Raw genomic sequence first — 23509 nt, forward strand, 5'->3', positions numbered from 1 at the left:
CTTGAAAAGCCTAAAGTATTCGATTCGTTACGTACAGCTATGTTTTGGCCAATAAATGACACGTTTGGATATCTAAAGACCATAATCCAGAATTCAAAACAACTTCTGATTTAATCGGTTCAATCTTTTTATGAAAGATTGGACCGTCTAAAACAAATGTATGATATTCTCCTAATTCACCCATAACGCAACTATCTGTTTGTTGGATCTCGTCATAAAAACTCCAATCAAGGTATCTACCAGCCCATGTTCGGTCAAAATATTTAGTAGAAGCACGACAAACTACTGAACGAAAACCTAGCGATATAAATTCATAAAGAAGTTTGGAAGAGTGGGTTTGCGAAATCCATACAGGAAATAGAGGCTCAATACCTGATTTATATGCCACTTGCTCATTCCACATTCTATCTTCTTTAGAATATAAACTACCAAATACAATCGCTTCTACCCCCAATTTCTCTTTTAAGTAGGAAAGTGACCTCTTTAGGGAAAGCTCATATTCCCCTGCTGAATCTACCAAAATTAAAGGCAATCCCAATGCATTAGCTTGTAATTTTAAAATTTCTAACTGTATGCCATGTGCGTGATTTCGGGCATCTTTTTCTGAAACCATAGATAATAAACAAATAACCTCATGGTTTTCTTTTAGTATACGGATTAAAGCAAGACAACTATCTTTCCCACCACTCCAGCAAACAGCTACCTTTTTTACTTTGTTTTCTATCAAATTCCCACAACCTTTTTAGTGAGTTTTATGTAAATATCTTACCATGAATTAAACATTTAAAGGCGTTATCCTCATTAATAGAAGCTCCTACTACTGTGGAGATAAAGAAAATTTGCAAGATACCTCATCCCTTGTTAACTAACGAACTCCAATAATCCGAAAACTTAACGAATAAATACTCGTTCATTCTTTGAAAGAGCATCCTTCAACCAGTAGAGATGCATTTTTAACAAGTCTTGAGGTAAATCTTCCTGTCCAAAAAAATGTATATCAAGTGATTCAGAAGATTAACAATACTATGTATCCTTTTGTTTCCATACTGAAAAGGATGAAACATTCTATTCTACTAAACTCACTATCATCAATTCTCACAATTCCAAACACCAAATATTATGATTTTCATAGTAATATAATTAATAATTAATACTTCATTTAAAGCGCCTCAATGACTGCTCTAAATGAAGTAGTAAAAGCAATTCAAAAACTTAAAAAAGGTCTTCGAATTCATCGACCACCTTCTTCGATGGTTCAGTCGTTAGTTCTTCTGAGAACTCTGCTAAAGCGATTTGATTTTGTTTTCCGATTGTGTTGATTTGAGCGTTTTTAAGGAAATTAGGAATAGGTTGATTCATTTGTTGCATTCCATTTTCCCGACCTCTTAACAGACTATAAGCCGTAGCGCCAATTCCTAATCCTAAAACTGAGAATAGCATTCCACCGCGATTGTTGCGTCTAGCTCCAAATAATTGCTGCGTACGTCTACCCGAATTAAATACAGTTCTTATCCAGCGAATATGATTGAGCATTGAATTCATCATTTAGTTAGCTCTCCTTTTAGTTTATCATCTTCCTACAACTTTAGTATTTTTCTTTTTCACATAATTATGAGGACGAACTTTCTCAATCGTGAGCAGGACTATTGTTGAACATTAGAATGGTCACCCTCTTTTTGATCAAGTACACTTTATGTAGTTTTAGTAAGATGATTGCATTGAGTTGACGTTTTTACGGTCATAATATCAGTCCAAATAAAATCATTTGTTTCATTCCCTAACGAAACTTTTCCATGTCCATAATATTACGACCTTAAATTTTAACATAACTGCAACTCCGCAAGTTTAATTAGAAAAGCCTACCTAACAAAGAAGAGCTAATCGATTTTCGATTAGCTCTTTCTATTTTACTGATTCCCTTTTTTAATCCACTCTGCAACTTGTACTGTGCGTTTTGCTTGGTATTTTGCTGCTTCTTCTACATTTTCTTGCATAACCCCATCTTGACCGACTGTTACACTTACTCCGTACGGGTTTCCACCAGAAGTGAATTGTACTGGGTCTGTGTAACCAGGAGATGCAATAATTGCACCCCAGTGATGCATGGTTGTGTAAAGAGAAAGAATGGTTGCTTCTTGACCACCGTGTGCGTTACTTGCTGAAGCCATGGCACTTACTGCTTTGTTTGCGAGTTTGCCATTAAACCAAAGACCGCCAGTTGTATCGATAAACTGTTTCATTTGTGCAGGCATGTTACCAAAGCGCGTTGGTACACTAAAGACAATCGCATCTGCCCATTCAAGATCATCTAATGTTACTTCTGGAACGTCTTTCGTTTCTTCAACATGCGCTTTCCAAGCTGGATTTGAATCAATTGCTGATTGTGGCGCAAGCTCAGGAACTTTTAATACTTTCACTTCTGCCCCTGCTGCTTTTCCACCTTCTTCAGCCCATTTTGCTAATTGATAGTTTGTTCCTGTTGAACTGTAATAGATAACTGCTAATTTTATATTTGACATGTTTTTCGTCTCCTTTGAGTTGTTTCCAAATAGTTTTTCTAAAAATCCCACACTCATACACCTACTTTTTTCTATTTAGTTATATCTACTTACTCTATAAGAACCACCCCCACTGAAAATGAACCATTTTCAATGTCTTCATGTTCTTATCCCCTTATTATGGAATTTTATTCCCTGTCTCAAATTCATAATTCTTCATTCCGAGATAATTAAGCTGATTTACCAAACTTACTTTTGTCTTCTTGATCTTTAAAGAACAGTTGCCCCAAAGAGACTAACGTACTTCCATTTAAGAACAGATAAACTGACATTACTAGTAAGACAACATCATAAGCATACCCACCTATAAAACCAGCTGCTAATTGTACTTTAACAATAGCGCCAATCAATAAAAGTGCCAATAAAGCAGACACAATTCGAGTTCCTAAGCCTAAGATTAAAGCGATCCCTCCAGCCAATTCCATTATTGCCACAATATAAGCCAAAAACCCTGGCAATCCAATGCTATCAAACCAACCTACTATATTTTCTATACCACCTTGAAATTTCACAGTACCATGAGCTATAAAAACAATCCCTAACGTAACTCGTAATAGTAGTGCTCCAATTTCATTTTTGTTTACCATCATATTGTCTCCTCCAATTTTTTTACTATTTACTTATCTCTGGTACATATACTACCATATCATATATTATGAATTCAAGATATTTCACTTTAATTTCGTAAGTCACTTCTTAATACCTAGTAATTTGTAATTAATCAACCAAATTTCCAAACACTGTGACTTAAGTTTCCATATCGATAACTACGGTGTAATAATTTTGCTGTTTGGTGATCACCAGCTGCACCCATTGTGTAAAATATCGGAACAAAGTGCTCGATGCCATATGGCGGTACAGCATGTTGAGCGTTAGGTGCTAATGAATCATAGTTGAAAAGGGCCTCTATATCCCAAGCCTTCAGCTGACTTGCTAACCATTCATCAAACTCAAGTGCCCAATCATCCACTTCCCCATCTTTTTCCCAATTCAATGCCCCGAGATTATGCACGGTTCCCCCGCTGCCGATTATTAAAACATCCTTTTCCCTTAACTCCGACAAAGATTTTCCAACCCTATACTGCTCCATTGGTGAAAGATGTGGGTTTATGGACATCGAAATGACAGGAATATCCGCATTTGGATATAGCATTCTTAGAACGCCCCAGGCTCCATGATCTAATCCTCGTTTTGTTTCAATCTCATAAGAAACACCTTGGCTCGTGAACAATTCTTCTAATTCTTTTGTGATTTCTTCATCTCCCTTTGCCGGGTATTTAATTTGAAACAAAGCATCTGGAAATCCACCAAAATCATAAATGGTTTCATACTCATCGACACGGCTCACTTTTTGAATTTGTGACTCCCAGTGAGCCGAAAATATAACAATCGCCTTCGGTCTTGGCAAGGTGTTACCTAACTGCTGTAAAAACTGAGTGTACTCATTGTTTTCAATTGCTAGTAACGGCGCTCCATGAGCGATAAATAAAGACGGAATCATGAAATCATCTCCTCAAATGTTTATTTTTTTACTTTCCTAAAGAATCAGGAATCCATTTCATGTACTCATTGTGTTTGTAATGATACTGTATGTCTTTCTTGATACGTTTTAACGTTACAGTTGCACCCAACTCTTGAAAATACTCATGATTTGCTAGTCTCCACTCATAAGGTAGGATTTGATCCATTTCCCCATGAGAAATAAATAAGGACATTTGATTAACAGGCTTTACGTTATATTCATCCTTGACGAAACCAGGGATGTATTCACTTAGAGCAACCATCCTTTCTTAACACTAGTTTCAACCTGTTAATAGTTTGCCTTTGTATCTCAGTTCTAGATCGAAATGATCGATTTAAAACAAGCATTTTGTTACCATATAAAAACAATATATTCATATAAGAAAACAAACATACAAAAAAAATAAAACACAGAAATATTTTGTTTTGTTTCTTAATACGAATATTTATTATCTAAAAGATAACAAATTCATTTGTGGATTGTCAATCATTTATTTGCTAATATAGGAATAAGTTTTTTATTAGGAAACATTCGAGGTGATAATTTGGAAATAGGATCAAAAATTCGCGCGATACGAAATAGGAAAAAGATAACCATTGCTCAAATGTGTGAAGATACAGGACTTTCAAAAGGATTTATAAGCAATGTCGAAAACAATAACACCTCTCCATCAATTAACACATTGCAAACAATATCAACCTTTCTTGGAGTGCCCCTGCCATATTTATTATTAGAAAAGCAGCAGCACATGCGCGTCGTTCGGAAAGCTGAAAGAACATACTCTACCTTTAATAACTTAAAAATAGAGCATTTAACGTCCAAAGGCGGATTAAGAATGATGCTCGTTGAATTTCCTCCAGGTACATCAATGGGTGAAGCAAATGCCCATGAAGGAGAGGAATGCCATTTAGTATTAGAGGGAAAAGTTCTAGCAGAGCAAGGCGAAGACTCGATGATTATTGAAGAAGGGGATTCTTTCAGTTGGAACGCAAGTGTACCCCATTTTGTTAAAAATATTGGCGATGGAAAAGCAACCGTTTTAATTTCCGTCTATTCAGATACTGAACTTAATGATGTTTTTTAAGCATTGTTTACGTCAACTATTGGATGTAGTGTCTACAATTTTCAAAATGAAATAGTGAGCATATCACTATTTCTTTTTGAATTAATTCTTCTTCGATTTTACTTGTTTCATATATATTTCTTTCATTTCAGTTTAATTTATAATCTCATTACTAATGATGTAGTCAAAAGATAATTCAACTGGTAGTAAGGGTTTATTTAAAATTTTTGAACTACTCACCTCTTTACTAACGCTTGAATTGCGGGATTTAAGAGAACACTAATGTAATCGCCAGTTATTTAGCTATTTTTACCAGGGGTTCCTATAATGAGAACAACCATAACTACAATTGGTTATAGCAAAACATATAACCATATTGGTAAAGTTATTAGGCTTAATAACGTACTTATTAAAGTACTGCTGGAGACAAGATCAGGTTCAGTATTAAACTGTAGGGAATACATAGTTGTATTTGCTGCTGTTGGCATGGCTGCCATTAGTATCATTATCTTTGCTAACATTTCATCAACTGGTAAAATTAACGTTATTGTATAAGCAATAATTGGAGAAAGTAGCAATCTAATTACCAGCGCAACAGAAACTTTCAAAATTGGTACATTTTTTAAAATGATGGAGGCTAGTTGCATACCTAAGATGATCATTATGGTTGGTACGGTCGCATCGGCAATAAAATCTACTGCAATAAAGATATAGTCAGGTATCTTAACCGAAATTAATTGAAAAAATACTCCTCCTAAAGCACCGTATATAATAGGCATTCTTACTATTGAAGCTAATGAACTCTTACTGCCTCCGCCCTTACTTCCTCCCTGGGCTGCAACAAATAATCCAACTGTACTCATTAAAAAAGTTTGAAGAACCATTAAGACAACTGCATAATCTAGGCCGGCTGTCCCAAATGCAAATAAAACCACCGGCGTTCCATAATTTCCATTGTTCATAAACGCAGCTGCTAGAATGGTTCCGCATTTTTCAGAGTGGGAATACCCCCCTATTCTTCCTATTATTTTTATCAAAACTATCAATACAGCACATAATAAAATAGAATAAATCAACATATGAACATACTTTATGTCCAACGGAGTTTGATAGAATGTTCTAAAAGCAAGAAATGGTGACATTAAATAAAGAGCCATTACAGAAAGATTGCGAACATCAAATCCGATTCTCTTTTGTCCTATGAATCCTATTGCAAAAATTATAAAAATTGGTAAAAGAATTTGAATGAATACCATTTTACATCACCTCTATTCTATACAATTCACTTGGTTGTTCGAAGAGGGTTACTTTCGTTGTTCCTTTTCTTTTTTTAAGCGCATTCAAACTCAAAAGTGTCCCTTAACACTTTCATTAAGTCATTATGACAAGATAATTCATAGTAACATAACGATCTTTTATATGGAACATATAACCTTTAAGTTACATGTTTATTTTTTATCCTTTATAATAGTCCCACAAATCAATATTAGAAGTAGTAATAGCAGAAGCACCAGCTTCTAATGCTTGATTTGCCTCTTCGACTGTCTCAATTAGTCCACCCACAAATACTTCTTTTCCCGTTTCCTCTTTAACCTGCTTAATGATTTTAGGAATTAATCCAGGTAAAATTTCAATATAGTCAGGTTTAGTTTTATCCATTAACGAAATACTACGTTTCATAGCATTAGAATCAATAATAAATGCTCTTTGAATTGCTACTATACCATTTTGTTTAGCTTTTATAATTGCACTTCCTCTTGTAGAAATCAGACCATACGGTTTAATTTGTTGGCAAAGAAATTCCGCACCATATTCATCGTTTTTTAATCCTTGAACTAGATCTGCATGTAAGAACATCTTTTTATTATGTTTTTTTGCCAAAGCAAATACATTTTTCAACGTTGAAATATGTAAGTCTAAAAATACACCGTATTCATATGGGCTATTCAACATTTTTTCGTAGTCCTTCATATTAGTTATCGCTGGAATAATGTTCTGTCCTTGGAAACTCATCTTCCTTATCACACCCCTTCTCTTATCTTAGCAAACCTAAATCCAAGTAGTGCTACAAAAAGAGTAATGCCCGTTAATAAGAGCATTACTTTTAAAAGAAAGACTCCGCTAAATATCAATATATATTACCTATTCAAATCAATATTATATTGATAACGGTCAGAGCGGTATTTGGTTTGCGTAAACTCAATAGGTTCATCATTTATACCATAACTTAATCTAGTCATATCAAGCAAAGCTGTTCCAGCGCTAACACCTAATAAATCTGCCTCATAAGGAGTTGCATTTACTGCTGAAATTGTTTCACTGGCTTTTTTTAAATAAACGCCACTCTCTTCTAATATTTGATAAAATTTCGCTCCTGCCAAATCATGCTTCATTAAAATATTACCAATATTCTCTGGCCAACTCGTTTTCTCAAGAGCGATAGGCTCATCGTTTGCAAAACGTATACGTTGAATCAGGAGTATCGACTTATCGTCTGGGACGTGAAGTTTTTTCTTTTCAATAAATAGATCATCTCTGAATTCAGCTCTCAATAATTTTGAATTTGGTATATAACCTTTTTCCATAATTTCCTCAGCGAATCCTGTTAAACGTCCTAATGTCCCCGTCAGTTTTAAAGATTTGACAATTGTCCCTTTCCCTTGACGCTTTTCAAGTAAACCTTCATTTACAAGTGTCGTAATAGCCTGCCGCAATGTTGTACGACTTACATCAAATTCAGTCATTAACTCAGTTTCAGTCGGAATTAAGTCGCCTTCCTTCCAAACTTTCTCGGTAATTCTAGCCACTAATATGTCTTTTATTTGATGGTATAGCGGAATGGGGCTATTATGATCCAGTTGAGAATGGCCCATTTTCTATTCTCCTTCCGATGTAAGAAGGTGGAGTTTTTTTATTCCTTCTGTCTTTAAAATAGTGGAAAATCAAAGGGTGATAGTAGAAAATCATCTTTGCCACACTTAACCACAGTAGTACATTAGGAATTTATTTATAGGGAAATTCACAATCCTAATTCATTCCCTTAAGCAATTCCACCTTATTTACTTCATAAGTTTCAATTTAAATATGTTTGGTTTTTAAGTGAATTCTAATTACCTTTTCAGTTTCTTAATACCCATATTATAACATACCTTAGTGAATAGGTTACAAAAAAGATTGTATCGTTACAACCTTTTACATTACCCTTTAACAGAACCAGCCGTCATACCAGCAATAAAATACCGTTGTAAAAATAAATAAGTAAGAATCATCGGAGCAGATGCAATCATAACTCCCGTAAACAACATTGGGTAATTTGTTAAATACTCACCTTGAAACTCAAGAAGGGCTAATGGCAATGTTTTTCGGTCATCTTTTGTAATAAAGAGCAAAGGATACAATAAATCATTCCAATGCATTACAAATAAAAATATTGCTGTTGCTGAGATTGATGGTAATGACAATGGAATAGCAATTTTTCGATAGATTAACCAATTGTTTGCACCATCAATCGTGCATGCTTCAAAAAGCTCTTTAGGCAATGTTTTCATAAATCCAGATAAAATAAATACAGCAACCGGTAATGTCACTGAGATATTTACCAACATTAACCCAACTAAACTATTTGTAAGACCTAGATTATAAACTAAATTATAAAGAGGGATCATGTTAACTTGAGCTGGCACCATCATTCCAATAGAAAAAATGGCAAATATAACTCCACCTAGTACGCCTCCAATTCTAGTTATTGCAAATGCAACTAAGCTTGCAAAAAATATAGTTGTAAATACTGAGACTAATGTAACAATTACACTATTTGAAAAGTAAGTTCCCATATTTTGATTTTGAAAAAGTGAAAAATAATTTTCAAAGTCAAATGATGTTGGCAGCCCTAATGGACTTTCGTACATTTGACCAGTTGTTTTAAACGTTGTAAAAAAGATCATTGTCACTGGGACTAAAATTAACAATGCAAAAACAGTGAGTAGTATATTTTTCCCTATTTTATATCTCATATTACCATTCTCCTTTCTTAGTAATTTACACGGTTAGCTCTTAGAATTCTAAATTGTAAGATTGTAATTAAAGCTATAATAATCATAAAAACGACTGATTGGGCTGATGCATAGCCAAACTCAAATTTTCTAAAAGCTGTATTATAAATAAGAGTAGCTAAAATTTCCGTAGAATAGTTCGGACCCCCACGTGTCATCGCAAAGATGAGGTCAAATGCTTTAAAGGATTGAATGGTTGTGTAGGCAACAACAATCGTTGCCGCTGGGGCAACTAATGGCCATGTCACCTTTCGAAAAGTTTGCCACCGATTGGCTCCTTCAACTTCAGCTACCTCATATAAGTCTTTCGGAATTGCTTGTAACCCAGCAACAAATATGATTAGCATCTGACCTGTGTGAAACCAAACCTGTACAATAGCAATTGAATAAATAGCTATATCAGCATTTCCGAGCCAGTTTTGAGTTAAGAATTCTAGATTTAATTGAGTTAATAATGTATTAACAAGCCCAAGTCCAGGATCGTACATATATGACCAAATAAAGGCTACAGATACTGAAGATAAAATCGTCGGGAAAAAGTATACAGCTCGTAAAAATACGTTACCTTTAGTATTTTTCACTAAAAAAAGTGCAAAAATTAATGAGAACAGTGTTTGGAAAACAACGACAAACAACATAAACTTCATGTTATTGCCTATTGATTTTTGAAAAATATAATCATTAGTGAAAATATTAATATAGTTTTCAAACCCTACATAATTAAAAGTAGGTGTTAGACCATCCCAATCTGTAAACGAGTAAAATAATGCACTTAAAGTTGGGAAAATAAAAAAAGTAGCGTAAAGGATAAAACCAGGGACTAAAAAGAGAAATAACCATTTACTATGCTTCATAATAATCCTCCAATCTTAAAGTGAAGAGGAAGAGAATCTCTTCCTCTTCACTTTAATTAATGTTTTGATCCACAATTTTTTGTGCTTCTGAAGCTGCTTTTTCCGGATCAGTGCCGCCAATAACTGCTTGGATTGATCCTGTAGCTGAATTCATAATATCAGCATTTGAAATTAAGTATCGTGGCTGGAAGCGCGTATGTTTCTCCATCCAAATTGCAGTATCCTTAAGCTCCTCTGAAGTATACTCCACTCCATTTACAGTCAAATGTTGCCCAGTTGAATTTGCGTAAACAGATGCGTTTTCTGGATCGCTTAGGAACTCAATGAATTGTTTTGCTTCTTCTTGCTTACTAGAAGTTGCGTTCACACCTAACATAAACGTGGTTGTATGAATTCCTTCATATACTGCTTCAGATGCTGGTACCGTAATTGGTGCTAACAAATTCAATTTAATGTCAGGATTCTGTTCTTTTATGCTTGCCATTGCATATGAACCAGCAGCGACCATCGCCGCTTTTTCTTGTGCCATTAATGCAAAAGCTCCCTCTTTACTTGTTCCAAGCGAATCCTCTTGTAAATATCCCTTATCATTTAATTCTTTGAACTGAGCTAATGTTTTCACCCACCATTCATCTGTTAATTTTGCCTCGCCATTTTCAAGTTTCACGATAATGTCTTCATCAGGTGCGTTGTTCATCATCATACTATTCATAAACTGCCCTGGACCAATATCTGCCCCAGGAAAGGCAATTGGAGTGTACCCGTTTTCTTTTAATGTTTCACAAAGAGCTAAAAACCCTTCCCAATCATTTGGAGGCGTCAGCCCTAATTCTTCAAAAAGACCAACATTATACACAGGCTGGTTATAAACTAACTGAAGGGGCAAGGCTAATTGTTTCTTTTCAAATTGCCCTGCTTGAATAAGATTTTCTGAAAAGTTTTCTACAAAAGACTCACCTGTTAGATCAGAAAATAGGCCAGCACGATTAATTACTTGAAATTGAGACCCTGGAAAAGCTGCAAAAACATCACCAGAATTACCGTCTCTTAATAATGTTTGCGCTGTTGATTGGTACTGCTCAGAAGGATAAACAGTCATATCTACTTTAATCTGAGGATTTTCATTCTCAAACTTTGCAATAAGTTCTCTGAATACCTCAGTATCCTCCCCACGCCAATGAATGAAACTAATCGTCTTTTGTTCATCAGTTTCTTCACCTGAACTCGATTCTGAACTTCCTCCACTTGAACAACCAATAAGAGCCAAAGAGAGCATCAAAACAAATACAGCAACCCCAATAAACTTTTTCATAAATATCCCCCTCAGAAATTAATTACAACACTATCTTTTATAATAATGTTACTACCTATGAAAATCTGTTAAGCTACACCTCCCTTTGAAAGTCAAACTTCCCAAAGTAAGCGCTTTCTATACGATTCATCAATCAAGCTAAATATTACATTATTCTAGGCATAGGTTAAAAGACCATACTCTTTCAACATCTCTTCTACCGAAATTGCTTTTCCTTGTTTCAAAGACTGTTCAGCAGCTATACCAACAACTACAGACCAGAATCCTTCCTCGACTGTAGCAGTCGACGTATTTTTTCCTTCGATGTTATCCACGAAATAGACATGTTCATAGTAAGTACCCCCACCATGTCCACTCTCCTCTATATGCTTTGGATAACAAGGTGTCGTGATTTTAGATGGTTTACCTTCCCCTAACATCACTTCAAGGTGATTCCTCGGTCTACCGGCGGAAAGAAAATCTTCATTTTCTGAGGCTTTTAGACGACCACCATCTCCACAAATCACTAATTCTTCATAGAATAACGGAGAAAACATGCATAAATTAAAATTAGTACGAACTCCATTGTCATATAAAACCGTAACAAAAGCATTATCGATAATATCAGATTTTTCCTTACCGTATTCGAACTCTTTAAAGTTTACAGCCATGCCCCCACTAGCATAAACCTGTACAGGTTTAGCTTGTGCAAATAAGTTCATTAAATCAAAGTAGTGACAGCATTTCTCTACTAACGTACCACCTGAGTACTTTGAGAACTTATTCCATTGCTTAACCTTGTCAAGAAAAGGAACTCTATGTTCCATAATACTAACCGTTTTAATGTCACCAAGCGCTTTCCTTTTAAGAGCTTCATGGATTGCTTCCTCATAAATTGCTTTATACCGATACTGCAATCCGATTTGAAAAACAGCTTTATATTTTTTGGCTAGCTGTACAATGTGATGAGCATCTTCAAGTGTAGTTGTCATTGGTTTTTCTAACAAGATATGTTTTCCTGATTTTATTGCCTCTTTAATAATATCAATATGGGTATAGTTTGGAGTACAAATGATCAACCCATCAACGTCACGATCATTGCAAGCCATTTCCAAAGTCTCGTATTCAACTAAAGTATGTTCTGTTGATAGTTCAGAGAATTGTTTTTTCGCCAGTTTAAAACTTTTCGGATTAGGATCAAATACTCCATGTATGGAGGCTCTGCCTTCTAACATCGTCACTCTCATATGCTCGAGCCCCATGTTCCCACATCCAATAATGTTAAATTTATATTTTGGTTGTTCTACTAATGTGAGGTATCGATCATTATCAGGTAAATAATCAAATTTTGAATTACGAGAAATATACTTATTTCTCATTTCAGTTCCTTTATCCACCATATTTTACACTCCCTTCCAATGTTCATTAACAATAAAATTACGACACGATGAATATTAGTAACGTTACGATCTTTACAAAAGTGAGTGGTCACCTCGCCTTTTAAGAAATCTATTTTGTAAGCGATTTCATTTATACTTTATTATAGCACCTAATTTTCAGATATCAATACATTTTCTTATATTCTTTTTCTTTGACCTGTACTTGAATTTAAATTGAAAGCAAGCGCGAACGGGTGGAGTCCCGTTCACGCTGACTTATTTCACTCAGTCTTAACCTTACAAACTTTAACTAATATATTGATTTATCTCCTGTTCCTCATCTATAGCTGTTACTGCATCATGTAAATGTTTATCTAGCTCTTTCATATTGTCCTTCACTTCATCTTGACTCCATTCTAAAATGTTTGCCATTTGCATGACGACCGCTTCTTTCCATTCGTAAACCCAATCAATATTGAAGAAGAGTGCGCCTGTTCTTCTAATAAAGAAATCGGTAGGTCGAACAGTCATTTCTTGTTTCATAGTATATAAAAGCTGCATGAACACATCTAATGCTAATCCTGCATTTTTGCCTTTTTGCTCATAATTGTTTGCGTACTCAAATAAAATATCAATGTTTGATCCATACATTTTCACGAGTCTTTCTGCTTGTTCTTTAGTTAGTCCTACCTTCATGCCTTCTAAAGTCTTTTTTCTAATAAACTCAGGGAAATTTTCTGAACCGCCAAAATCCCCTCCAGAAATTTTAATTGTTTTTGTAGTCGATGCATTAAATATTTTTATTCCCTCGTTTTTAAATTGCGTTGCTATTAAGTCAACGACCATTTCAGCCATCTTTCTATATCCTGTTAACTTACCGCCGGCAATCGTAATTAATCCCGATTCAGAAGTCCACACTTCATCTTTACGTGAGATTTCCGAAGGTGACTTTCCATCTTCATGAATCAACGGTCTTAATCCAGCCCAACTCGATTCAATGTCATCTTTTGTTATATCCACACTAGGAAACATATAATTTATAGCATTTATCACATATTCTTTGTCCTTTAAGGTCATTCGTGGATGAATGATATCATCAGAATATACTGTATCTGTTGTTCCTACGTATGTTTTCCCATCTCGTGGAATTGCAAAGACCATACGTCCATCTGGTGTATCAAAATATATTGCCTGTTTTAAAGGAAATTTCTTCTGATCAAATACTAAATGGATCCCTTTTGTTAAGTGAAGAGATTTTCCCTTTTTAGAATTATCTTTTTCACGAAGCGTATCTACCCAAGGCCCTGAGGCATTCACAATTTTATTAGCAAAGATCTTATAACTTTGGTTTGTAAGTTGGTCGATAACGACTACACCCACTACCTTATTATTTTGATAAATAAATTTATCTACTTTTGCGTAATTCACTGCTGATGCACCTTGATCCACTGCTTTCTTTAAGACTTCGATCGTTAACCTGGCATCATCAGTACGATATTCAACATAGACGCCCCCACCTAATAATCCATCTTGTTTAAGTAGTGGTTCAGTTTTCTTAGTCACTTGTTGATCTAGCATTTTTCTGCGCTCATTACGCTTAACATTAGCTAGGTAGTCATATACTCTTAAACCAACAGAAGTAGATAGTTTGCCGAAAGTACCTTCTTTATAGATTGGGAGGAGCATCCATTCAGGCGTCGTTACATGTGGACCGTTTTCATAAACAATTGCACGTTCTTTTCCTACTTCAGCAACCATCTTTACTTCAAATTGCTTTAAATAACGAAGACCACCATGAACTAATTTCGTTGAACGACTCGATGTCCCAGCTGCAAAGTCCTGCATTTCAACTAGTGCCGTTTTCATCCCACGTGAGCTAGCGTCTAGCGCAATCCCAGACCCAGTGATCCCCCCACCAATTACTAAAATATCATGATCTTGTTTTGACATTTCTTCTAACCTACTCGTTCTATCTTCCGCCGAAAAATATGTTGTCATTATAAATCCCTCCTAAAAAAATAAAAGAGGCCACAAACGCCTAATACTAATTTAAGTATTAGGGGTATTGTGGCCTCTCATAGTCTCCAACCGAATATTAACTTGTAATCTATTATATCATATTATTGTTTTTTCGTGTACTACTATTTAAAATTCATGGCTGAAGAAATTGCTTTTTTCCATCCGTTGTATAATTCTTTTCGTTTCTCTTCATTCATTGCAGGTTCAAACTGTCTTTCTATTTTCCATTGAGTTGCGATTTGCTCTTGATTTTCCCAATAACCAACAGCAAGACCAGCTAGATACGCAGCACCCAGTGCAGTAGTTTCGCTTATAACAGGCCTTTCGACTGGTACATCAAGAATATCACTTTGAAATTCCATTAGAAAGTTATTTTGTACTGCCCCACCGTCAACACGTAATTTCTTTACAGAATTCCCCGCATCCTTCTCCATAACAGCCAAAACGTCTTTTGTTTGATAGGCCAAGGCCTCTAATGTTGCTCGAATAAAATGTTCCTTTGTTGTTCCGTGAGTTAAGCCAAAAACGGCCCCTCTAACGTCACTATCCCAATAAGGAGTCCCTAAACCGACAAATGCTGGTACAAAATATACTCCTTCCGTTGATTCAACTCTACTCGCATATTCATCTGTCTCTTTTGGATTTTGAAACATTCGTAATCCATCTCTAAGCCATTGGATTGCAGAACCAGCTACAAATATACTGCCCTCTAAAGCGTACTCTACTTTACCATTGATTCCCCATGCAATCGTTGTCAATAAACCACTAGAAGAAAAAACAGCATCTTTACCAGTATTCATTAACATAAAACAGCCAGTACCATAAGTATTCTTAGCCATGCCTTTTTCAAAGCAAGCCTGACCAAATAGCGCCGCTTGTTGATCACCTGCTGCACCTGCAATCGGTATTTGCTGTCCAAAAAAATGATAATCAACCGTATTGGCATATACTTCTGAAGATGGTCTGACTTCTGGTAGCATTGATTTTGGAACCGTTAACATTTCTAGCAACTCATCATCCCATTTTAGATCAATGATATTAAATAAGAGAGTCCTAGAAGCATTAGAATAATCAGTCACATGAGCCTTACCACCAGAAAGTTTCCAGATTAACCAAGTATCGATTGTTCCAAAGAGAAGCTCACCTTTATCCGCTAATTCCCTTGCACCTTCAACATGATCCAAAATCCATTTTATTTTTGTTCCAGCAAAATAAGGATCAAGTAACAAACCTGTTTTATCTTTGATTGTTTTTTCAAAACCTTTTTCCTTCAACTCTTCACATATATCTACAGTTTGCCGTGACTGCCAAACAATTGCATGATAGATCGGGTTTCCTGTTTTCTTATCCCAGATTACGGTTGTTTCACGTTGATTGGTAATCCCAATACCTGCTATTTGCTCTGGTTTTGTCTCTGATTCTGATAAACAAGCAGCTATCACTGACAAAACCGAGCCCCAAATTTCATTTGCATCATGTTCTACCCACCCAGAATTAGGAAAATGCTGCGTAATTTCCTTTTGAGCTATATGAACAATTTCACCACTTTGATTAAATAAAATAGCACGAGAGCTTGTTGTCCCTTGATCAATTGATAAAATATACTTTTCCATAACTTTCCTCCATAGAAGATAATATTATCTATTCCTCTATTTAACTATAAACTAAATTTCTTCTATTTAAAATAAGGAACCCGCAAAACGGATCCCTTTCTTCTACAAGTTAAAGACGATGATTCTTTCTTCAGTCATTTCTTCAATAGCGTATTTAGGACCTTCCTTACCAGTGCCACTCTGCTTTACACCACCATACGGCATTTGATCAACACGATACCCTGAGGTGTCATTAATAATAAGACCACCTACTTCAATCAAGTTTGCTGCTTTCATTGCAAAAGCAAGGTTGTTCGTAAAGAGTCCAGCTTGTAAACCGTAGTCAGAATCGTTAACACGACTTATTACCTCATCCTCATCACGATAAGTATCAACTGCCACTACTGGTCCAAAGACCTCCTCGCGGCAAACTTTCATATCGTCGTTCACATTAGAAAGTATCGTTGGTGCATAAAATACCCCGTCTCTCTTTCCTCCCGTTTCAACTTTCGCTCCTTGAAAAACGGCTTCGTTAACCCATTCTTCAACTCTCATCGCTTCTTTCTCTGCGATCATAGGTCCTACATTTGTAGCAGGATCTTTTGGATCACCAACCACGAGGGCATTTGTGGCTGTTTTCATTTTCTCAATAAATGTTTCATAGATATCTTCATGAACATAAACACGTTGAACGGAGATACAAACTTGACCCGCGTTATTAAAGCTTTTTTGAGCTGTAAGTGTAGCTGCCTGTTCAATATTAGCGTCTTTATGAACAATTGTAGCTGAGTTATTTCCAAGTTCAAGAGCCACTTTCCGTAACCCTGCTTTTTCACGAATCAATTTTCCGACGCCAGGGCTTCCTGTAAATGTATACATATTAACATCTTGATTTTCTAGTAGCCACGTTCCTGTCTGAGACCCTTTACCAGTAATTAGATTTAATTTCCCAGCTGGTAGGCCTGCTTTTTCGAAAATCTCAGTTAAAATGAGTGCAGAGACTGACGTAACCTCAGCTGGTTTTAACACAACACTATTCCCAGCTGCAAGTGCAGGACCCACTTTGTGGCAAACCAAGTTTAAAGGGACATTAAAAGGTGTGATTGCAGCAACAACACCAACGGGAACACGCTTCGTAAAAGCCTGACGATTTTCAGATCCAGGTGCAGCTTCTACAGGAATTCCTTCTCCATGTATCCGTTTGGCTTCTTCTGCAGAAATTTCTAACGTTTGAGCCGCTCGCTCCACTTCTCCTCGTGACTCTGAAATTGGCTTTCCAACCTCTTCTGCTAAAACTTGGGCAACTTCTTCCAAACGCTCTATTAATGCTTCTGCTGATTTTTTTAAAATCGTGTAACGTTCATAAGGAGATAATGAGATTTTTAATGCTTCCTTCGCAGCCTTGACTGCATCATGAACATCTTGTTCTTCAGCATAAGAGGCTTTCGCTATTACTTCCTGGGTATATTTGTTAAGTACATCGAATGTATTCGTTTTTTGACGCCATTCTCCATTAATAAATAATCCGTATGTTGGGGTTGTTACCATTGTATTCATCACTAATTCACTCCTTTAGATTATAACGTTACTACCTTTTTAACGTTCATTAATTCACTCGCTCTTCCCGCACTTCCAAAAACTCTGATCTTTTCTTGTACTTTTCGTTTCATGTACTCTCTACCTTCACCTAATGTATCTGCAAGAACAATATTATTCAGATCATCTTGAAATGCTGATTGAACACCCCTTGTAAAAGCTTGGCGAAGTTCAGTATCAACGTTAATCTTAGCAACACCAAGTGAAATAGCTCGTTGTACTTGCTCATCTGGGACATCAGAGCCACCGTGTAATACGATTGGTCTTTTTACAGCATCGACAATTTCCTTTAACCGTTCAAAACGTAACTTCGGAGTTTCTTTATAAATTCCATGCGCAGTTCCGATCGAAACAGCTAAATAATCGACATCTGTTGCCTCTACAAATGCAACTGCTTCATCTGTTGTTGTAATGAGTGCATCTTTTTCATCTACAGTAATATCGTCTTCTGTCCCACCAATTTTCCCAATCTCACCTTCACTACCGATACCTAGCGCTCTTGCAATTTCAACAACCTTTTTCGTAATAGCAATGTTTCTATCAAACGAGAGAGCCGATCCGTCAAACATAACAGATTGAAATCCAACTTGAACTGCCTCCATTGTTTGCTCAAATTGACGACTGTGATCTAAGTGAATAGCAATTGGAATCGTAACATTTTTTGCTAGTGAATCAATAAGAACTTTCATTGGTTCTAAACCAATATTTTGAATCACTTTTTGACCGACTTGAATCATGATTGGTGACTGTTCTTCTTGTGCTGCCTCCAAAATCGCTTGAATTGTTTCTGCATTGTGAGCACTAAAAGCCCCTATTCCATAACCGTTTTGACGAGCATGTTCTAACATTTCTTTTCCGTTTACAAATGGCATAAATCATTCCTCCTAGATTAATAGATTCCTTTAAAACGATTAACTGCTTTTTACATCTCTCATTTGAAATAAGGGCGGATAAGGCGAAACATGATCACCGATGATAGGTTCTAACCACTCATAATAACTTTTTAGGTTATCTATAAATTGATCTGGCATTACCCTTTCACCTGCTCTAACAACCGCACCTAATGCAACTGGTTTCAAATGAATACTATAAGCTAGCCCTTTTGTTCTTTCAATCGCTACCATTAACCCACTTCGTCCCTCTTTGATCCAATCCGCACCAGTAACTCCAACAAAGTATGCTTCTGATTGGTCAACGGACGATACGGCTAGAGAATAACTTCTTTGATTCATTCCTAATAATTCTGACCGCGCCATTATATTCAATTCTTGTTTCAAATACAATTCTATCTCTTTTGAAATCCCTCCAAGAACGGATCGGCCACCTACAACATCACGTTCAACTTGCGCACCTTGATTCCATAAAACCCCTTCACTCACTACTACAATTGCAAAACCATAACGATAAAGAGCTGTTTCTACTGATTGCAGAAGCTTTTCATGATTCATCTGACGTTCAGGTAAAGCAATAAAGTGAGGACCTTCCTCTTCATATGTTTTGAGAAAACCAGAAGCAGCCGCTAGCCAACCCGCATTTCGTCCCATCGTTTCTAAAATTCTTACTTGTTCAAAGTTTTGCATAGCATGTAAGTCTCTACTCATATCTCTTGTCGTCTGAGCTACATACTTTGCAGCACTACCAAATCCTGGTGCGTGGTCTGTACAACCAAGATCATTATCAACCGTTTTCGGAAGACCGATCACCTGCAAATCATACCCTTGTCGATTTGCCTCCACCCCAACCTTGTAAAGGGCTTCCATTGTTCCATTTCCGCCAATAAATACAAGTGCATCAATTCTCTTTTCACGCAGGATCCTGACAGCTTTCTCAATTTCTTCATCCGATAGAGGATATCGTCCCGATCCGAGACAAGCCCCTGGTACCTTTTCATGTTGAGTTATCCATTGCAAGGTCGTGTCGTTTCCTTCAATAAACTCTCCATGAACTAGACCATCATATCCATTACGAATAAAGCTTAAGGAGCACTTACTCATTGTTTGCTTTACAAAACCAACTAATGTAGCGTTGATTACTGAAGTCGGTCCGCCAGCCTGCCCGATGGCAATTTTCTTCATGTCACAGACTCCCTTCACTATTTTGTAAAGATGGTGGTTTCGATTCCTAGTTGGCGTCCTAATTCCACCAATTCTTCTACTACATCTTCGTAAACGAGTGCATAATGGGGCTCAAATCCTTCTTCCATTAGCTTATACAATGTCTGGCTGACATCAGTCTCTAGCTCAACCTCAACGGAAGTTCCATTAAAGCGTTGTGGAGTATCCAATGCCTCCCCACGCATAATTAGAAGACGGTATCCGTCAGCAGCTGTATATCCGACCCTAAATAATGTGACACGTCCTGGTTTCAGTCCGAACTCCATCGTAAAGCCTAGTTTTCGATTAGGGTGTACGCCTGCTTTCGCTCCAATTTCAGGATGAGCTAATGAGTACGCCCCTGCACCACAGTGCCAAAAAACAGCTGAATTACTTGCTTCATTAATATGGACCATATCACCAAGGTATGGCGCATTGCCATTAGCCAACTCTCTAAGAATGAACATCGAGATAGACCCATGAATATCAGATTCACACGATGAAACGACGCCATCTTCTGTAAACTGAGATAATGTCGAACAAGCTGCTGCACCAAGCTCATTAAAGAAGTCCGGCCAACATCTTACAGCAAGAGCTGTAATTCCTTCTTGATCTATTTTTTCTTTTACATAAGTAGAAAACTGAGCGAATTTCTCAACTGTTTCATCGCTGCGATTTAACCCAATGACTTGTTGTTCTGCACGGCTGATCATCCCCTCCCATTTCTCTTTTGGGAGCTTAACACACTCTTCAAATGCCTCATGAAGATCGAAATACGTGACAGTCGCACCTAGTTTTTCTTTGAGAAGTTCATCATTCGTATCAGAGAAGAAAAATCCTGGTGGATGTTCGCCAACAACACCTATTTTCAGATTCTCTAAATTTGTAATGACCTGTTGAACGGTAAGTTTCTGCTTTAACTGCTTTTGAACTTGAGCTTCATCAGCATTACCAAATACAAATGAATAGGAATGACTTTTTGAACGAAGGACATGACACGTACTGTTTCCCCCGGTCAAGGAGTTCAGGCGTAACCTTCCTCCAACGCTCGGCTCTCGTACTGACCAGACCATGACCGGTGCTTTGACCTTGTCGATTACAGAATGAATAAACTCTCCATCGGCAAACGTTACACTTTGGTAAATCGTTGTTACAATTGACTCGCTATCAATTTCGTTTATAAATTCTTCAAGTTCTTCTGGTGATGTAATAATGCCCTCAGGCTCAACTACTTCAGCTAATTGATTAAGATAGTTGGAACTTTTCACTCTCTGCTCTTTGGCAGCTTCTAAATCAAATGTTTTTCTTCCAATTGGTAAATATAGAACTTTTGTTTTTTGCAAAATAGTCACCCCTCTATTATTCTTTTATTATATCATAGGTAGTGATGTATTTAAATACATAATTACCTTTTAGTTATTTTATTTTATTTTATTTCTTGGATATCTTTGCAAATAATTCTTTAAAGGTAGAAGCTTTTCGATAAAATACTGGAGGTTGACCAATCGGTGCAGCCACTTCGACATGACCACCTTTGTACTCTTCACCACTCCAAAAATGGACCCACTCATCTTCAGGAAGATATACTTCCCAAGAATCCTTTCCTTGTTCATGTACTGGTGCAACAAGAATATCGGATCCTAACATGTATTGATATTGAATGTCATATACCTTTGGATCTTGCTCGTATTCCATAAATAAAGGTCGCTGTATAGGAATGCCTTCAGTTGCATTCAATTTCACTAAGCTTTTTACATATGGTGCTAGTTCTACATATACATCTGTCATTTTCACAAAATGAAGCAATGTTTCTTCGTCTCCATCATATTGAAAACAATCATCTGGGCGGTTTCCTTCATGTGTTCTCATAACTGGTGTAAAAGCTGCCATTTCAGTCCAGCGCAGCAACAATTCTTTCGAACGCTTATTGCCATGAAGACTTGTATAACCGCCAATATCACTATGAGAAATGCCACAACCAGTCAATCCTGCTGACAATGCTGCTGGAATAACAGAAGCCAACCCATCATCTAAACTCCAGTTCACGCTTTGGTCTCCAGCCCATAAAAGCGGGCAATACGCTTGATTTCCGGTAAACCCGGCTCGCATGAAATAGACAATGTCGCCCCATCTTCCACTTTCTTTTACAGCATCATGATTGACTTTTGCCCAAATCGCCGGCCATGCATTATGCATAACCTTAGCAGGTACTCCGTTTGAAAGTTTCACATCTGTTGGTAAATACTCACCAAAATCCGCCATCCATCCATCTAACCCAAAATCAATTAGGTTTGTTTGAATGACTGAAACGTACCATTTGTTGGCAGCTTCATTTGTAAAATCAATAACTCCGCAATAAAACTCACCAAAATCAACGAGATAATCACTACCGTCTTCTTTTGTTGCTAAATAATTATTGGCTTTTGCTTCTTTGTATAGTGAACCTTCTTCGGCCACATATGGATTAATGTATCCTAGAAATTTAATCCCTTGCTCTTTCCAATCCTGGATTTTTGTATCAAGATTCGGGTACTCATCAGCATTCCACTGCCAATTCCACATCAATCTTTTTCCAAAGGAAGTAATTCGTTTCCCTTGCCAGTCTTGGCACCATACAGCTCCGATCTTTAACCCTTTACTTAATGCGTGGTCAAGCTTCTTCTCTACTGCATCTGTCCCACCTTGTATCCCTAACCAAATGCCGTTATATGTCCAATCAGGCAGTTCAGGCTGCCTACCTAATCGCTCTGTCAAACGTGTGACAAGGTCTTTGTAAGTTGAACCGCATTCAAAGAGGATCGATTTAGGAATTTCCCAAATTTGAAGTTCATGAAACGTTTCTTGACGGAAATCAAAATCTGCATATGCGGTGGTATCAACATGGCAATAATATTTTTGTGTTGAGATAAACGTCGGTTGAGGAAAATTCGTATTATAATAATCTCCACCTGCTTTATCCTTAACATCTGCTTGCCAAGTTGTATACGTATTTTTATTTCTTCCAACACCAGGCTCTGAGGTCCAAAGGGGGAAATTCTTCCCTCTTAAGTTTAAATAGGATAACTGCTCTCCACATCCGTAGACTTTTTCTTCCTTATCAGCATGAATGCGCATCCAAAAACGATTGATAGAATCATCCTTTAAATCAAATGAAGCTCTCATTCCGTCCTGATCACGATTTAACTCGATAGAAAGGACTTCGTTATCATTTTTAGAGTGTCTTAATCCTATCTGAACCGAATCGCCTTGTTTTGTGACTTGAGCAAAACGTAATGGGATTCTCTCAACAATATAATCATCGATTTTGAAATTCCCTCGGTACATTGCAATCGTTTCCTCTCCAGCACCAACAAAAACAAATGGATGTTTTGTTGAATGAGTAAACAGAAGACGCCCCTCTAGAAAAACCTCAAATCCATTTTCACGTTCTATTACTTCAAAACCTTTGATTTCTGTATTAGTTGTCATTTATTGTTCATCCTCTCTAGTA

Annotated in this window: 21 protein-coding genes; 1 reads left to right on the forward strand and 20 read right to left on the reverse strand. The window is 36.7% G+C overall.

The genetic code is table 11. From position 1 onward, the window contains the following. Positions 1 to 37 precede the first annotated feature (37 nt). The 6 genes from SLH51_RS17655 to SLH51_RS17680 all read right to left on the reverse strand — a co-directional run bounded on the left by SLH51_RS17655 (position 38) and on the right by SLH51_RS17680 (position 4342). Entirely contained in the window at positions 38 to 727 is a 690-nt protein-coding gene (locus SLH51_RS17655; protein ID WP_335962748.1) for a Dph6-related ATP pyrophosphatase, read from the reverse strand. 485 nt (positions 728 to 1212) lie between these two features. Continuing rightward, positions 1213 to 1545, reverse strand: coding sequence for a hypothetical protein (locus tag SLH51_RS17660; RefSeq protein WP_335962749.1), 333 nt, complete (start codon positions 1543 to 1545; stop codon positions 1213 to 1215). Between the two features lie 362 nt (positions 1546 to 1907). Then, complete coding sequence (gene wrbA / locus SLH51_RS17665) at positions 1908 to 2519, reverse strand: NAD(P)H:quinone oxidoreductase (protein ID WP_335962750.1); 612 nt, start codon at positions 2517 to 2519, stop codon at positions 1908 to 1910. A gap of 209 nt (positions 2520 to 2728) precedes the next feature. Further along, a complete protein-coding gene (locus tag SLH51_RS17670) occupies positions 2729 to 3145 on the reverse strand; it encodes a DoxX family protein (protein ID WP_335962773.1) in 417 nt (138 codons plus the stop codon). A 134-nt stretch (positions 3146 to 3279) separates the two neighbouring features. Continuing rightward, positions 3280 to 4059 carry a DODA-type extradiol aromatic ring-opening family dioxygenase gene (locus SLH51_RS17675; RefSeq protein ID WP_335962751.1) on the reverse strand — a complete coding sequence of 260 codons (780 nt, stop codon included), beginning with the start codon at positions 4057 to 4059 and terminating at the stop codon, positions 3280 to 3282. A gap of 28 nt (positions 4060 to 4087) precedes the next feature. Further along, positions 4088 to 4342 carry an alpha/beta hydrolase gene (locus SLH51_RS17680; protein WP_335962752.1) on the reverse strand — a complete coding sequence of 85 codons (255 nt, stop codon included), beginning with the start codon at positions 4340 to 4342 and terminating at the stop codon, positions 4088 to 4090. 282 nt (positions 4343 to 4624) lie between these two features. Here SLH51_RS17680 and SLH51_RS17685 point away from each other — a divergent pair, with 282 nt between their 5' ends. Next, positions 4625 to 5164, forward strand: coding sequence for a cupin domain-containing protein (locus tag SLH51_RS17685; RefSeq protein ID WP_335962753.1), 540 nt, complete (start codon positions 4625 to 4627; stop codon positions 5162 to 5164). A gap of 332 nt (positions 5165 to 5496) precedes the next feature. On the opposite strand, the gene SLH51_RS17690 is transcribed toward SLH51_RS17685, so the two are convergent. From SLH51_RS17690 to SLH51_RS17755, 14 genes are all read right to left on the reverse strand, one after another. After that, entirely contained in the window at positions 5497 to 6399 is a 903-nt protein-coding gene (locus SLH51_RS17690) for an AEC family transporter (RefSeq protein ID WP_335962754.1), read from the reverse strand. Positions 6400 to 6598: 199 nt separating this feature from the next. Next, complete coding sequence (locus SLH51_RS17695) at positions 6599 to 7156, reverse strand: glycerol-3-phosphate responsive antiterminator (protein WP_335962755.1); 558 nt, start codon at positions 7154 to 7156, stop codon at positions 6599 to 6601. Positions 7157 to 7281: 125 nt separating this feature from the next. Continuing rightward, a complete protein-coding gene (locus tag SLH51_RS17700) occupies positions 7282 to 8016 on the reverse strand; it encodes a GntR family transcriptional regulator (RefSeq protein ID WP_335962756.1) in 735 nt (244 codons plus the stop codon). A gap of 324 nt (positions 8017 to 8340) precedes the next feature. Beyond that, positions 8341 to 9156: a carbohydrate ABC transporter permease gene (locus SLH51_RS17705; protein WP_335962757.1), complete on the reverse strand. Its 816-nt coding sequence runs from the start codon at positions 9154 to 9156 to the stop codon at positions 8341 to 8343. Positions 9157 to 9173: 17 nt separating this feature from the next. Continuing rightward, positions 9174 to 10049: a carbohydrate ABC transporter permease gene (locus SLH51_RS17710; RefSeq protein WP_335962758.1), complete on the reverse strand. Its 876-nt coding sequence runs from the start codon at positions 10047 to 10049 to the stop codon at positions 9174 to 9176. Between the two features lie 52 nt (positions 10050 to 10101). Then, a complete protein-coding gene (locus tag SLH51_RS17715; protein WP_335962759.1) occupies positions 10102 to 11361 on the reverse strand; it encodes an ABC transporter substrate-binding protein in 1260 nt (419 codons plus the stop codon). Between the two features lie 155 nt (positions 11362 to 11516). Further along, positions 11517 to 12740 (reverse strand): Gfo/Idh/MocA family protein, encoded by a 1224-nt coding sequence (locus SLH51_RS17720; protein WP_335962760.1) that lies wholly within the window; start codon positions 12738 to 12740, stop codon positions 11517 to 11519. A 285-nt stretch (positions 12741 to 13025) separates the two neighbouring features. After that, complete coding sequence (locus SLH51_RS17725; RefSeq protein WP_335962761.1) at positions 13026 to 14717, reverse strand: glycerol-3-phosphate dehydrogenase/oxidase; 1692 nt, start codon at positions 14715 to 14717, stop codon at positions 13026 to 13028. Between the two features lie 143 nt (positions 14718 to 14860). Next, the gene (glpK, locus tag SLH51_RS17730; RefSeq protein WP_335962762.1) at positions 14861 to 16351 is read right to left on the reverse strand and encodes a glycerol kinase GlpK; all 1491 of its coding nucleotides are present in this window, start codon (positions 16349 to 16351) and stop codon (positions 14861 to 14863) included. Between the two features lie 102 nt (positions 16352 to 16453). Further along, on the reverse strand, positions 16454 to 17887 hold the full coding sequence (locus SLH51_RS17735; RefSeq protein WP_335962763.1) for an aldehyde dehydrogenase family protein: 1434 nt from the start codon (positions 17885 to 17887) through the stop codon (positions 16454 to 16456). Positions 17888 to 17907: 20 nt separating this feature from the next. Then, positions 17908 to 18798: a class II fructose-bisphosphate aldolase gene (locus SLH51_RS17740; RefSeq protein WP_335962764.1), complete on the reverse strand. Its 891-nt coding sequence runs from the start codon at positions 18796 to 18798 to the stop codon at positions 17908 to 17910. Positions 18799 to 18837: 39 nt separating this feature from the next. Then, the gene (locus SLH51_RS17745; RefSeq protein WP_335962765.1) at positions 18838 to 20001 is read right to left on the reverse strand and encodes a diphosphate--fructose-6-phosphate 1-phosphotransferase; all 1164 of its coding nucleotides are present in this window, start codon (positions 19999 to 20001) and stop codon (positions 18838 to 18840) included. Positions 20002 to 20018: 17 nt separating this feature from the next. Further along, positions 20019 to 21371 carry a sulfoquinovose isomerase gene (sftI, locus tag SLH51_RS17750; protein WP_335962766.1) on the reverse strand — a complete coding sequence of 451 codons (1353 nt, stop codon included), beginning with the start codon at positions 21369 to 21371 and terminating at the stop codon, positions 20019 to 20021. A 79-nt stretch (positions 21372 to 21450) separates the two neighbouring features. Continuing rightward, on the reverse strand, positions 21451 to 23487 hold the full coding sequence (locus tag SLH51_RS17755) for an alpha-glucosidase (protein ID WP_335962767.1): 2037 nt from the start codon (positions 23485 to 23487) through the stop codon (positions 21451 to 21453). Positions 23488 to 23509 lie beyond the last annotated feature (22 nt).

It is taken from the genome of Halalkalibacter kiskunsagensis (genome assembly GCF_037027555.1).
Taxonomy (GTDB): Bacteria; Bacillota; Bacilli; order Bacillales; family Bacillaceae_D; genus Halalkalibacter; species Halalkalibacter kiskunsagensis.

What these genes read in the sequence shown, in the direction of transcription:
- SLH51_RS17660 (WP_335962749.1), bottom strand. Translation starts at nt 1,545, where the DNA reads ATGATGAATTCAATGCTCAATCATATTCGCTGGATAAGAACTGTATTT.
- wrbA (WP_335962750.1), bottom strand. Translation starts at nt 2,519, where the DNA reads ATGTCAAATATAAAATTAGCAGTTATCTATTACAGTTCAACAGGAACA.
- SLH51_RS17670 (WP_335962773.1), bottom strand. Translation starts at nt 3,145, where the DNA reads ATGGTAAACAAAAATGAAATTGGAGCACTACTATTACGAGTTACGTTA.
- SLH51_RS17675 (WP_335962751.1), bottom strand. Translation starts at nt 4,059, where the DNA reads ATGATTCCGTCTTTATTTATCGCTCATGGAGCGCCGTTACTAGCAATT.
- SLH51_RS17680 (WP_335962752.1), bottom strand. Translation starts at nt 4,342, where the DNA reads ATGGTTGCTCTAAGTGAATACATCCCTGGTTTCGTCAAGGATGAATAT.
- SLH51_RS17690 (WP_335962754.1), bottom strand. Translation starts at nt 6,399, where the DNA reads ATGGTATTCATTCAAATTCTTTTACCAATTTTTATAATTTTTGCAATA.
- SLH51_RS17695 (WP_335962755.1), bottom strand. Translation starts at nt 7,156, where the DNA reads ATGAGTTTCCAAGGACAGAACATTATTCCAGCGATAACTAATATGAAG.
- SLH51_RS17700 (WP_335962756.1), bottom strand. Translation starts at nt 8,016, where the DNA reads ATGGGCCATTCTCAACTGGATCATAATAGCCCCATTCCGCTATACCAT.
- SLH51_RS17705 (WP_335962757.1), bottom strand. Translation starts at nt 9,156, where the DNA reads ATGAGATATAAAATAGGGAAAAATATACTACTCACTGTTTTTGCATTG.
- SLH51_RS17710 (WP_335962758.1), bottom strand. Translation starts at nt 10,049, where the DNA reads ATGAAGCATAGTAAATGGTTATTTCTCTTTTTAGTCCCTGGTTTTATC.
- SLH51_RS17715 (WP_335962759.1), bottom strand. Translation starts at nt 11,361, where the DNA reads ATGAAAAAGTTTATTGGGGTTGCTGTATTTGTTTTGATGCTCTCTTTG.
- SLH51_RS17720 (WP_335962760.1), bottom strand. Translation starts at nt 12,740, where the DNA reads ATGGTGGATAAAGGAACTGAAATGAGAAATAAGTATATTTCTCGTAAT.
- SLH51_RS17725 (WP_335962761.1), bottom strand. Translation starts at nt 14,717, where the DNA reads ATGACAACATATTTTTCGGCGGAAGATAGAACGAGTAGGTTAGAAGAA.
- glpK (WP_335962762.1), bottom strand. Translation starts at nt 16,351, where the DNA reads ATGGAAAAGTATATTTTATCAATTGATCAAGGGACAACAAGCTCTCGT.
- SLH51_RS17735 (WP_335962763.1), bottom strand. Translation starts at nt 17,887, where the DNA reads ATGAATACAATGGTAACAACCCCAACATACGGATTATTTATTAATGGA.
- SLH51_RS17740 (WP_335962764.1), bottom strand. Translation starts at nt 18,798, where the DNA reads ATGCCATTTGTAAACGGAAAAGAAATGTTAGAACATGCTCGTCAAAAC.
- SLH51_RS17745 (WP_335962765.1), bottom strand. Translation starts at nt 20,001, where the DNA reads ATGAAGAAAATTGCCATCGGGCAGGCTGGCGGACCGACTTCAGTAATC.
- SLH51_RS17755 (WP_335962767.1), bottom strand. Translation starts at nt 23,487, where the DNA reads ATGACAACTAATACAGAAATCAAAGGTTTTGAAGTAATAGAACGTGAA.